Origin of the sequence: Candidatus Chryseobacterium colombiense (genome assembly GCA_029203185.1) — a bacterium.
In the GTDB taxonomy this organism is placed as follows: Bacteria; Bacteroidota; Bacteroidia; order Flavobacteriales; family Weeksellaceae; genus Chryseobacterium; species Chryseobacterium colombiense.
The window spans coordinates 4,133,231-4,146,917 of the sequence record CP119310.1; the positions used below are offsets into that span (position 1 = coordinate 4,133,231).

A 13,687-nucleotide genomic window follows, 5' to 3' on the forward strand; every position below is an offset into this window, starting at 1 on the left:
AAATGATAAATAAACTAAAAATCACTTTTCTTTTTGGGATTTTCATGCTGATTTTTTCTGCTAACATAAATGCTCAGCTAAAGAAGGGACAGTTAGTAGACGGTATTTCAGCGGTAATAGGAGATGAAATTGTTCTAGAATCTGATGTAGAAGAGCAAATGAATTATGGAAAGCAACAGGGAATTTCCAATGTAAACAAATGTGAGTTTTTGGAAAACTTAATTAATAACAAACTTTTAGTATATCAGGCTAAAAGAGATACGTTAATTGAGAACCGTTCTGCATCTATAAAAGAAGGTGCAAATGCGAAATATCAGCAGTTACTTTCTCAGTTTCCGGACGAAAAAACGATGTTGGCAGCTTATAAGTTCAGAAATGCTTATGAAATGAAGAATACGATCGAGAAAATTGATACCGATCAGTATTACGGACAGGCTAAATATCAGAGAATTACAGAAAAAGCTGACGTTACTCCAAATGAAGTAACAGACTTCTACAATATGTACAAGACACAATTGCCGGAAATTAAAGACGAAGTGTCTTTAGGGCAAATCATGATGTACCCTAAATTGACGGAAGCTCATAAGCAAGAATTAATCAATAGACTAAAAAAAGTAAAACAGGATATTCTTGGAGGTGAAAGCTTTGAGAGCCAGGCAAGAATTTATTCAGAAGACGAAGGTTCTGCAGTAAACGGAGGTTTGATGAAGAACATTTATAAAGGTCAGATGGTAAAGCCTTTCGAAGCAGCAGCATTAAACCTGCAGGAAGGTGAGATCTCAGACCCGATAGAATCTGAATTTGGTTACCACATTATCCAACTGGTGAAAAAGACAGGGAAAATGTATGATGCAAGACACATCTTGTTGATGGGTACTCCTACAGACGAGGAAATCAAGACTGCTAAAAAGAAACTGGATAGTATCAGAACCCTTATTGTGGATGGAAAAATCAGCTTTAAAGATGCGGCATTCAGATTTTCAGATGATAAGAGAACTAAATTCAACGGAGGGTTAGTTCCTGGAGCAGACGGTTCAAGTAAAATTGAAAGAGAAAGTATCCCGGGAACCATTACTTACGAGTTGGCAGGTCTTAAAAAAGGAGATATTACAACAGCTTTTGAAGATGCAGAAAACAAAAGAAAAGTTGTGAAAATCATCAAGATTGAAGATGAAATTCCTTCTCACAAGATTACCTTAGAAACAGATTACGACAGGATAAAGCAGTTAGCTCTCAATAAAAAGAAAAATGAAATGATCGAAAAGTATGTGAATTCAAAACTGCCGACTACATTTATTTCGATTGATGGCCGATATGATTCTTGTAGTTTCAAAGGAAACTGGAAAAAAGAATCCCTTAAAAAATAAATAAAAAACCTTCAGAATTTTCTGAAGGTTTTTTTATGTCTGAATATCTTACTTTTGATATAAATAATAAAAGATGGATTACGACTTTTATAAAAGAACATTTCAGGAAATAATAAAAGATATTCCACGAAAACAGTTTGAAGACGCAGGCTTGGAATTATCAGTTCATGAAGTGATGGACTCAATTGCTTTGAAAATTTATAAACCGGCATGGTCTAATGATTTGCAATCTCCGCTAACTTCAAAAAGCAGAATATTTTTTTCAGTATGGATAAATGATAAAACGAATAAAGAAGAAAAGCTGTACTATAATATTCATGCTTTGAAGCTTCGTGAATTGAAAGGTTATCAAATAACGAGTAGAGATTTTGCTGAAAAATTTAGAAACAGATTTATTGAAAACCAAAAAGATTGGGAAAATGTAAGAATAGATTTTGGGCCGTTAACGTTAATGGAAGGGTGGATAAATCTGAATGCCGAAACCATTCATAATGATATAATTGATCTGTCTGAAAAATTTCTAAAAATAAGCCCCATTATTGATGAGACTTTAAAAACATTTTAATCTTTACAGAGCTTTATTTGAAATGATTTTTCATATTTTTTATTCATGGAAAACAACTGTTTTTAGTATTTTTACAAGATGAGTAACTTTATAGATTTCAATTCAGCTAAAAAACTTCATGAAATGCAGCAGAGTCAAAATAGAATCACGCAACTTTTTGATATACAATATCCTATTATTCAGGCAGGAATGATTTGGCATTCCGGATGGAGATTGGCTTCCGCGGTTTCTAATTGTGGTGGTTTAGGATTAATAGGCGCGGGAAGTATGTATCCGGATGTTTTAAGAGAAAACATCCAGAAATGTAAACAGGCTACAGATAAACCTTTTGGAGTAAATGTACCTATGCTGTATCCGAATCTGGATGAAGTGATTCAGATTATTTTGGAAGAAGGGGTAAAGATTGTATTTACTTCCGCAGGAAATCCGAAAACTTATACAGAAACCCTTCAGAAAGAAGGTTTAAAAGTAGCTCACGTAGTTTCTTCTACCAAATTTGCAATGAAATGTGAAGATGCAGGCGTGGATGCAATAGTAGCCGAAGGTTTTGAAGCAGGAGGTCACAACGGAAGAGATGAAACCACTACATTTTGTTTAATTCCCAACGTAAAAAAGCATATTTCCAAGCCATTAATTGCTGCAGGAGGAATTGCATTAGGTTCTCAGATAAAGGCCGCCATGATTCTCGGTGCAGATGGGGTTCAGATCGGTTCCCGTTTTGCAGCAACTGTAGAAGCAAGTGCTCATGAAAACTGGAAACGAAAAATCACCGAACTCAAGGAAGGAGATACTCATTTAACATTAAAAGAACTGGCACCTGTAAGGATGGTTAAAAATAAGTTCTTTAATGAATTGGAAGAGATTTACAACGTAGGAAGAAATAAAGAATCTTTAATCGCTTCTCTAGGTCGCGCAAGAGCTAAGAAAGGGATGTTCGAAGGAGATATGGAAGATGGAGAGTTGGAAATCGGGCAGGTTTCAGCTTTAATTGATGATATTCTTCCGGTAGATACTGTTTTCAGAAATTTATTAAAGGAATTTGAAGCAGCACATAATCCAAGCTTATAAAAGCAATCAAATAGTAGTTATTTAAATAACAAAATGCATAAAAATTTTAACCATTAAGAACTTTAGAGCATTAAGATTAGCCTACTATTCTAGAAGATCTATGGATTTCTATCTTAACTCTGCTTAAAATTTAATTCTCCTTATGGTTAAAATAAAATTTAAAGTTTCTAAATAAATGGAAGGGAAAATAGTTGATGTAAACGGTAAAAAACTTTATATAGAATATCAGAATTCATTTCAAAATAAACCTACCATTGTCTTTTTACACGATTCTTTAGGATCTGCACAGCTTTGGAGGGATTTTCCTTCAAAATTATCCGAAGCTACTCAATGCAACGTTCTTGTCTATGATCGTTTGGGATACGGAAAGTCTTTTCCGATGCCTACTCACGAAAGAGAAAACAATTATATGGAGATCGAAGCGGATATTCTGAATGATATTTTAAATAAATTCAATATCAATGATGTCATTCTTTTCGGGCACAGTGACGGAGGTACGATTGCATTGATTACCGCCTCAAAATACCCTGAAAAAATAAAAGCTGTCATTTGTGAAGCCGGACATATTTTCGTGGAAGAGGTAACCGTAAAAGGAGTAAAAGATGCTTTGGAAGCTTATCAAACAACCAATCTTCCGGAACGTTTGCAGAAATATCATGGTGATAAAGTTCCGATGATGGTAAAAGCATGGACGGAAATCTGGCTGAGCGAAAAATTCAGAAGCTGGAATATTGAGTATCTGCTGAAAAATATTAAAAGTCCGCTGCTTTTTATTCAGGGAGAAGCCGATGAATACGGAACATTAGATCAGGTGGAAAAAACCATTTCGCAGGTAAGCGGAAGCGCAGAAAAATTGATCATTCCCAATATCGGGCACACTCCACATAAAGAAACTCCGGATGTTGTTTTGAATAAAGCAGCTGAATTTATTAAACAACAAATAGAAATTTAAGAATGTAAAGCTTCTCTGAGGCAATCAGGAATAACAAAAGCGGGCTTTAGCCCGCTTAATTTTTTATGAACAAAACTTATTAAAGCTGCTTGCCATTCTGAAAGAAGCGAAGCGTATTGAAGAATCTTATGATTAAATGGATTCTTCACTTTAGGAAGACTGTATCATAGAAATTTTCCAATTTCCCACTCAATATTCTTCTTCGCCTGTTCCTCATACTTTTCTCTGAAATAATCTGTTTTAAAAATCTTTTCCATAGCTAAAAAATGTTTCAAAACCTTTCTTCTTCCCGGTTTATACAGAAGGTCTGGATAAATAGAATATTCCTTTCGAATCTTTTTAGTGTAATCCATATATGTTTCCAAATCCTTTCCAAGAATAGAAAGATCAGCATCCAAAAGATAATCAACGTCTATATCATTAGAACTTAGATGAGCTTTGGTAGCTAAAATTTGTCGGTAGATTTCAGAAATATCTATTTCATTGATGTTGAGTTCTCGAAGCCTTACTTTTGCAAAATCTGCACTTTTCTCTTCATTAGATTTTGACGAAGCATCATAAATGACATCATGATAAAAGACACTGAACGAAATATTGGGATAATTTGAAATTTTGTCCTTTACCTCATCAAGCTCAGAGAACATACTTTCCAGATGTTCAAGATTGTGATAATGTCTGCCTTTCTGAGAATAATTTATTTCAATCTCGGACCATAGTTTTTCGACAAGCTTTTGATCTTGGGTAAACTGCAGGCCATTTTCTGAAAACCTTTCTTTCAAATTCATGCTAAGATTTTTATATAAAAAAAGGAACTTTAAAAAGTTCCTTGATTTGCTTCGATCGTTGCTTTCAGGTCTGCCCAACCGCCACCATTGTAGCCGTCTTTCAAACCTTGAGCATTTAAATATTCTAATGCTTTTCCGCTTCTGTTTCCGCTTCTGCAGAATAGGATAACCGGTTTCTCGATAGAAAGAATTTCATCCTGTCTGTCTTCTACTTCTCCCAATGGGATATTGGTAGCACCATCAATATTTCCGTCCATTTCCAGTTCCATAGGTTCACGAACGTCGATCAATTCATAATTTCCTGATTTTATTACTTCTGCTAAAGACATAATTACTAATATTTTAGAGTTAAAAAAATTACAATGGATTCCTTGAAAGATATCTACCTTTGCATAAGAATCCAAAGCCTAAACAAATTTATAAAATAATCTTAGTTTTGCAATGCGAAATTATGAATTCAACTGCCGAAAAATATTCACAGCTTATTAAAGCCAAAGCTAAAAGTTTTGGATTCCAGAATTGTGGAATTTCGAAAGCAGATTTCCTCGAAGAAGAGGCATCCCGCCTGGAAAAATGGCTAAAGAATGATTTTCATGGCGAGATGAAATACATGGAAAATCATTTCGATAAAAGACTGGATCCGAGATTGTTGGTAGAAGGTTCAAAATCTGTCATTTCACTTTCGTATAATTATTTTCCCGAAGAGAAAATTTCTGCACTGGAGAATTTCAAGATTTCAAAATATGCTTATGCAGAAGATTATCATGAAGTGATTAAAGAAATTCTTCGCGAAATGGTGTCTGAGCTCCAGGAAGAGATCGGAGAATTCGGATTTCGTGTTTTTGTAGATTCGGCACCCGTTTTGGAAAGAAGCTGGGCCAGGAAATCAGGAATAGGATGGGTAGGAAAGAACGCGAATCTGATTACCAAGCAAAGCGGTTCTTTTTACTTTTTGGCAGAAATCATCTGTGATCTAGAGCTTATACCGGATCATCCGGTAACCGATCATTGCGGAAGCTGTAGAAAATGCATTGATGCCTGTCCTACCAACGCCATTATTTCTGAAAAAATTATTGACGGAAGCAAATGTATTTCGTATGCAACCATAGAACTGAAAAACGAAATTCCGGATTATTTCAAAGATAAGATGGATGACTGGATGTTCGGCTGTGACGTTTGTCAGGATGTTTGTCCCTGGAACAGGTTTTCGGCTCCCAATAAACAAAGCAGGTTTCAGCCAAATGAAGCTTTAAAAAACTTTAAAAAAGGAGAATGGAAAGAACTGACCCAGGAATTATTCTCCGAAATCTTCAGAAAATCTCCTGTAAAGAGAACAAAATTCGCAGGTTTGAAAAGAAATATTGAGTTTTTAGACCCTTCCAAAGAGAAAAAATAGACTGTTTTTTGGTGACAAATCCTCACCTGGAATTATGGAGTTCCAAAGCAAGGAGAGAAAATCGGCCATACCTTAAAATTTCAGTCTTTAAGGAGGAAGAGGTTTATTGAAGAAAAAGTGCTTCCAATAAAGAAAAAATTGACTTCCGGGAGATTGGATCTCACCAAAAATCAACGTCTTTTTTGTACTCTTTTAGGGGCAACTTTTACTCTAATTTTAAATCTCTTTTGGGATTTGGAAGTTTTGTGCATATTTGTGATATTTTGTTACTTAAATTTAATAAAAATTTGATTTAAAAACAAATATTTTCATTAAACTTGATTGTTAAATTTCATTAATATAAAACATGAATGTAAAAAAAATGCTGATCCTGCTATTAAAGATATTAGGTACTGTTTTAGGGGTTGTTATTCTCTATGTTGTGTTGGGCTATCTTCTGCCTTTCATTGAAGTCTCTGCAAAAGACGACGGGCAAAAGAAAGAGATCCCGGTGTATATCTATACCAACGGCGTTCATACAGATATTGTAATGCCGGTAAAGAATGATCTGCAGGATTGGAGTCTGAAGCTTCCATTTAATAATATAAGGTCTAAGAAAACGGATTATAATTATATTGGAGTAGGATGGGGAGACAAAGGCTTTTATCTTGATACTCCTACTTGGGCGGATCTGAAGTTTTCCACAGCTTTTAAAGCTGCATTCTGGTTAAGCGAGTCTGCCATGCACTGTACATATTACAGAGAAATGAAGGAAGGGGAAGATTGTAAGAAGATTATGATCAGCAGAAGCCAGTATCAGAAATTAGTACAATTTGTTGAAAATAAGTTTGATCAGGATCAAAACGGGAAATTTATTTTGATTCCTACCAATGCGATGTATGGCGATAATGATGCCTTTTATGATGCTAAAGGTACGTATAGCTTTCTGTATACCTGCAATACCTGGGCAAATGACGCTCTGAAAGCCGCCGAACAAAAAGCTGCTTTCTGGACTCCTTCGGATTACGGAATATTTTTACATTATAAATAAGTAGACATAATAAATGCTTCCATCTCTGGAAGCATTTTTAGTATTATATTGATTTTTCTATTTTTTACAGTTCATCTTCAAGGATGGCTACGATTTTATCAATAACGTCCTGCTTATTTACTTTCTTTTGATAAGTGGGCTTTGGTTCTGCAACAATATTTTGTTGTTTTTTATCAAACAGAGCATATAGGTCCAAATCTGGATGGGTTTCAATATACCATGCTAAAAAATTAAGAGGCATTGCATTTTTCCCAGAGAAATAAAGTTGGATAGATTGCGGTGTCACGCCATAAGCAGTGGCGATATCCTTCATGGTTTCTCCCTTTTCTTTGCTGTATTCTCGTATCTTCTGGTATATTTTCATATTGAATAATTTTTTTTTAATCAAAACAACTATATATTGTAAAAACAATGAATTATTGTTTATTTTGATATATAATTGTATATTTGTCTTGCAAATTAATTTGCGATGAGACACAAAATTACGAAAAAAGGTTAAACAAAATTATTTCATTCATGGGCAAATTGGAGACCGCTCCCGATCAGAAGACGATTGATGAGAAGTATGATTTCATTGAACGATGGTTACCGGCACATTATACAACTTCAGTGAATATTATTTTAAAAGAAGATGTAAGAAAACCTGCATATATAAGGAAGGTGAAAAAAGAAAGGATCTCTGACCAAAAAATTCTCGATGCATTATACAAAGTAGCACTGCTCAATAAACTGCAGGTGGAAACCTGAAGATGTATACAATCTGCAATCTTACCAATAAATATTGATTTCAGAATACTGCTTATTTATTGATACTCAAAATCTAAAAAAATCTAAAATCTTTGCATGGTATGGCTATTAATTGTAACCATACCGTGCATGTATATTCAGCTTCAATTTAAACACAATATGAATTATGAAAAAAAACTATGTTATCATTACAGAGTGTTTCAAATGCGGAACACGCTATGAAAATCATTTTACCGCATCACCATGCTGCAAATCGATTATGATGAAAGTAAATACAAACGGAGAGCGTACAACAATTACTTATTTGAATTCATTTATTATTCCTAAGCCGGATCCGGTAAAAAAATAGGGCGAAAAGTAAATGAACTTAACTTATATAATAAAATCACGAATTAATTGTTCTTAAATATAATTTAATATGAAAAATAGAAAATTGATGAAATTTGTAAAAAAATTTAGCCATTTGATAGGTAAAACAAAGAGTGAAATTATTTCAAAATTCGGAAATAGCTATGTATATTCAGATCATGGTTTGTATTATACCCTCAATCGGACATGGTTTACGAAAGGAATAACCTTGTCGGTAAAATTTGACGGACAGGAAAGAGTAGAGAAAATTGATGTTTTGGAAAATGATAAAGCAATACTTCCTTATCTCTTTAGTTTATCTGATTCAAATAATCAGTATAAAATTTTTGAAAGAATTCAGCAGAATAAAGAAGAGCTAAGCCAAGCGGTATAAAGAATGGTAAAAATCTTTATTTTTTAATTAAAACAAAACCTCTTAATATTGGGTTTTTGAAATCAAAGGCTGTTTCAATTTGAAACAGCCTTTGTTGTGTTGGTTAGGTTTAAAAAATGTTGTTTTTACATGGTGAAAAGGAAATTATTTAGAATAATAACGCACTAAAAAATACTCCAAAGTTATTCTCATTATGCTTAACTGGGCCATACCAGTCGAAGTTAGGGACAAGACCAAAGGTAAACTCCTTATGGGTGATTCCGGCTCTGAGCATGAGTTTTTGCAATGGTAGAAATTACTTTTACTATTTGTTTTACATACTTTCAAACGATATTAAATGTTTATATATTTAAACAAATTTTTATCAATGCCAACGCCTCAAGATATTCAGAAAATTTTCGCCCCTTATTACAACGCTGAAACCAATATCTGGGAGCGCTTTTCGGAAAAAATAGCGGTCAGAGAATTTCAGAAAAATGAGGTCATAAAAGATTATCAGGGTGTAGAAAAATATTTGAATATTGTAGCCAAAGGTTCTGTAGGCTTATTCGTTTGGAACGGAAAGAAAGACATCTGCATCAATTTACTGTATGAAAACAGTTTTATGAGTGATTATTTTTCTTTCCTCAAGCAGCAGCCTTCAGGCATTAAAACACAGGCATTGGAAGACTGTACTTTATGGTCGATCAGTTATCCTGATCTTAATGAGCTCTATTCCCGTAATGAAACAGGATTAAGGATCGGAAAAGCGATTCCCGAAATATTGTTCCTGCGAAAACAACAGGATCAGATTAATCTTCTGACATTAAGTCCGGAAGAACGTTATCTCAACCTCATCAGCCAGCGTCCCGAAATTTTCCAGCGTACACCTCTTAAAATAATCGCTTCTTACCTTGGATTAACAGCCGAAAGTCTTAGCCGCCTCAGAAAAAGAGTTACCGGAAAGTAAAACTTACCCATCGTCAAGTGGATTTGGCTTTCTTATAATTAATTTTGGATAATCTAATTCAAAAAATATGAAAGAAAGAAAACTACTTTGGAGCATTATTGTTTTTTATGCTATTGCCATTCTGTTTCGCTTTTTGGCGGTGAAAACCAATTTGTTCGACTTTACCGATAACGAATTTATAAAAATTTTACTCCGTGGAATTGGCCCCGCTATTGGTGCTTTGGTTGCGGTTAAATTATTTAATATTCCTTTAAAACTTTCCCTGAAAGGAAATTACCGAAGCTTATTTTTGCCTTTGCTTGTTTTCTGGATTGTTCCGGTCGTTCTTATTGGAACGGTTAGCTATATTCAACAGGGACAATTTCCTTTTGTGCTTCTTTTCACGGTTTTGGTCTACGGTTTATTGGAGGAAATCGGTTGGCGCGGATTTTTACAGGAACAGCTGAAAGATCTGCCGAAGTTTCAAAGCATCATCATTATCGCCGTTTTATGGTTTATCTGGCACTTGAATTTTGAATTCACTACTTCCAATATATTTTTTCTTGGTGTTTTGTTTTTGGCTACTTGGGGAATCGGCAAAGTATATAGTAAGACTTATTCATTACTGGCTGTAGCCGGATTTCATTCGCTGAATAATTTTTTCAGAAACGGGCTTCATCAGACGGAATTGATCTTAATTGTCATATTATTAGTGATCTGGATTGCATTTATAATCTTCTATAAATCTCTCGAAAAGACGGGGAAATAAATACTTCTGTTTTAATAACGAACCTTTATTAAGTAAATATCAATCCGAAAAATAGGAGGAAATATTACAATTAAATCATCATATAAACAATGGTACACCAATCAAAGCGAGAAAATTATTTTATCAAACTGGTATTAATAACTATAATATTGATAAGTTCAGCGTTAAACGTCTTTGGGCAGACAAAGCAACTTAAACCTGATCAGAAATATCCGGCAGACAGCTTACGTCAATGGACATCAGGACTAATGAATGAGATCAGCAAAAAGCATCCGGGATTCTACAGATATACGGATAAGGAAAAGTTTGGATTTTTGATTGATTCCACTCGACAGAGCATCCGTGATTCTTTAACCCAACTGCAATATTACAGGAAGCTGAAACCTTTGTTTGCTAAGATTGGATGCCTTCATACCGGGATTGAGCTGCCGGAAGAATATAAAGCTTATCTCAATGCTTCGAATACTTTGTTGCCGTTAGAAATTTTCGTGGATGCCAAGAATCAGAAGGTATTAATCTCAAAAAATTACTCAGAAAATAAAGATATTAAACAGGGTGCAGAGTTGGTTTCAATTAATGGAACTCCTATTTCAGAGGTATTAAAAAAATTACTTAACGCAATTCCTTCTGATGGATATAACCAAACGGAAAAAATTCTTTTGCTGAATTACAGATTTCCCTTTTGGTATCAGGAAATAATAGATGCGCCTAAAGCTTTTAAAGTTGTTGTGAGATCAGAAGGCATTGATCAGACTTTTGAGTTAAACGGTGCTTCCAAAAATGTGTTTCCTGCTTTGGAACAGCTTGAAAAGAATTATAATTTACCGCTTGAATTCGAGGTGAAAAATGGAATCGCTATTTTAAAAGTTCATTCCTTTGCCGATACTGCAATAAAGCAAAGCGGGCAGAATTTTAAGAAATTTATCAAGGAAATATTCCAGACTCTGCAACAACAGAATATTAAGGACCTTATCATTGATGTACGGAACAATACAGGAGGAACGGATGATAATGCAGCTTTGCTGGCGTCTTTCTTCTTTGACAAGAGATTCAGATACTGGGACAAAATTGAAGTTACAGAAGCTGTAGCGAAAGAGATCAAGGGTGTCAATAAGATGTTTTACAAAAAACCTGAGGAAAATAACGGATTGTACCTATGGAAAAAATCCTGGATCACAAAAGAATTCGATTATTATGAACCGCAGGAACCTGCCAAGATGAATTTTAAAGGAAACAGCTATCTGCTAACCAATGGTTTGTGTCTTTCATCCTGTGCTGATTTTACGGCAGTAATGTCGTATAACAAAAAAGCTGTAGTGATCGGGCAGGAGACAGGTGGTGGTTATCAAGGCAATACAAGCGGAATGCTGAGCAGGGCTAAAATTCCGACCGGGTTGGTTATTACTATACCTTTGCAGAAATATACCAACGCGGTTGATCTGAATAAAAACTTCGGTCACGGCACAATACCGGATCACGAAATGGCAACGACATTCGAAAATTGGATCAATAAGCAAGATGTGGAATTAGGTTATACCATTCAATTAATAAATAAAAAGTAACTGAATTTAGCTCAGGCAAAACATACACGAGCAAACCGAAATGTAACAGTTCTAAAATGATAATTGTCTTAATTATAGACTAAAGCCACATAATCAATTCTTATTTTTAGGACAGGAAGTGTTGAAAGATTTATCCAATTGAAATTAATTAATCAAAAAATTAATATGAAACAATTAACAAACATTCTACTCGTTGGTTTCTGTTTATTAACAGCAACATTAACCCAGGCTCAGAAAAAAATGAATGGGCTAGTCAATGATTTTATAAAAGTTGAAGGAAGCTGGACAGGGCAATTAACCTATCTGGATTACAGCTCTGGAAAACCTTATACGATGTCTGCGGATCTTGAAATAAAAAGAATTCCCAACACCAATGAGTTCCTTTTTGTTCACACTTATCCCAAAGAAAAAAGTGCGAATAAAACCGATACCATTATCATTTCAAAAGATGGACAATACATTGGTAAAGAAAAACTGGTTTCAAGGAAAAAGCTTTCCAACGGCGCTACGATGATCATCACCGAAAAAGAAGGTAAGGATGGAAACGATGGCAAAAAAGCAACCATAAGACAGACATATACATTAGGTAACTCATCATTTTCCACACAGAAAGATGTACTTTTTTCCGGAGAAACTGCATGGATTAAAAGACATGAATATGTTTACAAGAGACATTAATTATTTAAATGAACACTTCAAAAAGACAAAAGATTATACTATATGAAATATTTTTATTTTATCTTCTTTTTAATAATAATGGGGTGTCAAACTACGAGTCAGACCCCAGATGAAGTGATTGATAATTATTACCGAAAGGGAAAATTCAATGGAAGCATATTAATCGCTCAAAACGATCAAATCGTTGTGGATACCGTTTTCGGGTACCGAGACTTACATCAGAAAGCGGTACTGAAAAAAGAAACACCATTTTATATTGCTTCATTAAGTAAATCCTTCACTGCCGTTGCTATTTTTCAACTGGTGGAAAAAGGATTACTTTCACTCGATGATGATGCCGTAAAGTTTGTTGACGATATTCCTGCCTACGCCCGTCACATTAACATCAAGCAATTGCTGAATCACACTTCAGGAATAAGAGATTATGAAAATAGGCTTACAAAAAAAGGTTTGACTAATAGTGAGGTTATCCATTGGCTTCAAAGTCAGTCTGGATTAGATTTTAAATCCGGAACAAAATTTCAGTACAGCAATTCTGGCTACATTATTCTGTCCTTAATTATCGAAAAGATTTCCGGAATGTCCTATGCCCAATTTTTGAAAGAAAATATTTTCAATCCTCTGCAAATGCACCACACAACAGTTTTTGAATCAAATACAGTCATTCCCGATAAAGCTATAGGGTATAATAAGGATAAAAAGCTGGATGACTATTCCATTCTTACAACAGGAGACGGAGGTATTTATGCTACTGCGGAAGACCTTTACAAATTGGACAGGGCGTTAAGAACCTATCAATTATTATCAGAAGAAAGCACAAAATTACTTTATCAGACGCCGATTTTGGAAGACGGTACCCATTCTCAATATGGATCAGGCTGGTTTATCGAGGAATCTGACAGTTCGATGATTGCCCGGCATACGGGAGGATTGGCGGGTTTCAGAAGTCTGTTCTGGAGAGATCTGAAAAACGGCAATACGATCATTACATTGACCAATCAAGGGGATGCCTTTCCTGTATTTGATTTTCTGAACGACATAAAAAAGACTTTGAAATAATTAGAGTAAACGAACACCAACAGTACATCACCTCTGCAA

General features: G+C 34.7%; 17 protein-coding genes. 14 read left to right on the forward strand and 3 right to left on the reverse strand.

Features of this window, described 5'->3' with window-relative positions; all coding sequences use genetic code 11:
* The first annotated feature begins 2 nt into the window (after positions 1-2).
* The 4 genes from P0Y62_18855 (at position 3) to P0Y62_18870 (ending at position 3,952) form a co-directional block, all read left to right on the forward strand.
* On the forward strand, positions 3-1,367 hold the full coding sequence (locus P0Y62_18855; GenBank protein ID WEK69853.1) for a peptidylprolyl isomerase: 1,365 nt from the start codon (positions 3-5) through the stop codon (positions 1,365-1,367).
* A 73-nt stretch (positions 1,368-1,440) separates the two neighbouring features.
* Positions 1,441-1,932 (forward strand): hypothetical protein, encoded by a 492-nt coding sequence (locus P0Y62_18860; GenBank protein WEK69854.1) that lies wholly within the window; start codon positions 1,441-1,443, stop codon positions 1,930-1,932.
* 78 nt (positions 1,933-2,010) lie between these two features.
* Complete coding sequence (locus tag P0Y62_18865) at positions 2,011-3,000, forward strand: nitronate monooxygenase (GenBank protein ID WEK69855.1); 990 nt, start codon at positions 2,011-2,013, stop codon at positions 2,998-3,000.
* A 175-nt stretch (positions 3,001-3,175) separates the two neighbouring features.
* Positions 3,176-3,952 carry an alpha/beta hydrolase gene (locus tag P0Y62_18870; protein ID WEK69856.1) on the forward strand — a complete coding sequence of 259 codons (777 nt, stop codon included), beginning with the start codon at positions 3,176-3,178 and terminating at the stop codon, positions 3,950-3,952.
* A gap of 164 nt (positions 3,953-4,116) precedes the next feature.
* Here the strand turns inward: P0Y62_18870 and P0Y62_18875 are convergent, their stop codons facing one another.
* Both P0Y62_18875 and P0Y62_18880 read right to left on the reverse strand, forming a co-directional pair.
* Positions 4,117-4,737 carry a hypothetical protein gene (locus P0Y62_18875; protein WEK69857.1) on the reverse strand — a complete coding sequence of 207 codons (621 nt, stop codon included), beginning with the start codon at positions 4,735-4,737 and terminating at the stop codon, positions 4,117-4,119.
* 29 nt (positions 4,738-4,766) lie between these two features.
* The gene (locus P0Y62_18880; GenBank protein ID WEK69858.1) at positions 4,767-5,066 is read right to left on the reverse strand and encodes a rhodanese-like domain-containing protein; all 300 of its coding nucleotides are present in this window, start codon (positions 5,064-5,066) and stop codon (positions 4,767-4,769) included.
* A gap of 122 nt (positions 5,067-5,188) precedes the next feature.
* Here P0Y62_18880 and queG point away from each other — a divergent pair, with 122 nt between their 5' ends.
* Together queG and P0Y62_18890 are read left to right on the forward strand one after the other, a co-directional pair.
* Positions 5,189-6,133: a tRNA epoxyqueuosine(34) reductase QueG gene (gene queG, locus P0Y62_18885; GenBank protein WEK69859.1), complete on the forward strand. Its 945-nt coding sequence runs from the start codon at positions 5,189-5,191 to the stop codon at positions 6,131-6,133.
* A 346-nt stretch (positions 6,134-6,479) separates the two neighbouring features.
* Positions 6,480-7,163 (forward strand): TIGR02117 family protein, encoded by a 684-nt coding sequence (locus tag P0Y62_18890; GenBank protein WEK69860.1) that lies wholly within the window; start codon positions 6,480-6,482, stop codon positions 7,161-7,163.
* A 64-nt stretch (positions 7,164-7,227) separates the two neighbouring features.
* Here P0Y62_18890 and P0Y62_18895 read toward each other — a convergent pair whose 3' ends face one another.
* Positions 7,228-7,527: a helix-turn-helix transcriptional regulator gene (locus tag P0Y62_18895; GenBank protein ID WEK69861.1), complete on the reverse strand. Its 300-nt coding sequence runs from the start codon at positions 7,525-7,527 to the stop codon at positions 7,228-7,230.
* Positions 7,528-7,679: 152 nt separating this feature from the next.
* Between P0Y62_18895 and P0Y62_18900 the strand changes: the two genes are divergently transcribed.
* The 8 genes from P0Y62_18900 (at position 7,680) to P0Y62_18935 (ending at position 13,648) form a co-directional block, all read left to right on the forward strand.
* Positions 7,680-7,910 (forward strand): hypothetical protein, encoded by a 231-nt coding sequence (locus P0Y62_18900; GenBank protein ID WEK69862.1) that lies wholly within the window; start codon positions 7,680-7,682, stop codon positions 7,908-7,910.
* 166 nt (positions 7,911-8,076) lie between these two features.
* Positions 8,077-8,259, forward strand: coding sequence for a hypothetical protein (locus P0Y62_18905; GenBank protein WEK69863.1), 183 nt, complete (start codon positions 8,077-8,079; stop codon positions 8,257-8,259).
* A 69-nt stretch (positions 8,260-8,328) separates the two neighbouring features.
* Entirely contained in the window at positions 8,329-8,652 is a 324-nt protein-coding gene (locus tag P0Y62_18910; GenBank protein ID WEK69864.1) for a hypothetical protein, read from the forward strand.
* A 367-nt stretch (positions 8,653-9,019) separates the two neighbouring features.
* Positions 9,020-9,601, forward strand: a complete 582-nt coding sequence (locus tag P0Y62_18915; protein ID WEK69865.1) for a Crp/Fnr family transcriptional regulator — start codon at positions 9,020-9,022, stop codon at positions 9,599-9,601.
* Positions 9,602-9,668: 67 nt separating this feature from the next.
* Positions 9,669-10,349: a CPBP family intramembrane metalloprotease gene (locus P0Y62_18920; protein ID WEK69866.1), complete on the forward strand. Its 681-nt coding sequence runs from the start codon at positions 9,669-9,671 to the stop codon at positions 10,347-10,349.
* A 149-nt stretch (positions 10,350-10,498) separates the two neighbouring features.
* Positions 10,499-11,911, forward strand: a complete 1,413-nt coding sequence (locus P0Y62_18925) for a S41 family peptidase (GenBank protein WEK69867.1) — start codon at positions 10,499-10,501, stop codon at positions 11,909-11,911.
* A 165-nt stretch (positions 11,912-12,076) separates the two neighbouring features.
* Complete coding sequence (locus P0Y62_18930) at positions 12,077-12,589, forward strand: hypothetical protein (GenBank protein WEK69868.1); 513 nt, start codon at positions 12,077-12,079, stop codon at positions 12,587-12,589.
* Positions 12,590-12,667: 78 nt separating this feature from the next.
* Positions 12,668-13,648 carry a serine hydrolase gene (locus P0Y62_18935; GenBank protein WEK69869.1) on the forward strand — a complete coding sequence of 327 codons (981 nt, stop codon included), beginning with the start codon at positions 12,668-12,670 and terminating at the stop codon, positions 13,646-13,648.
* The last annotated feature ends 39 nt before the right edge of the window (positions 13,649-13,687 follow it).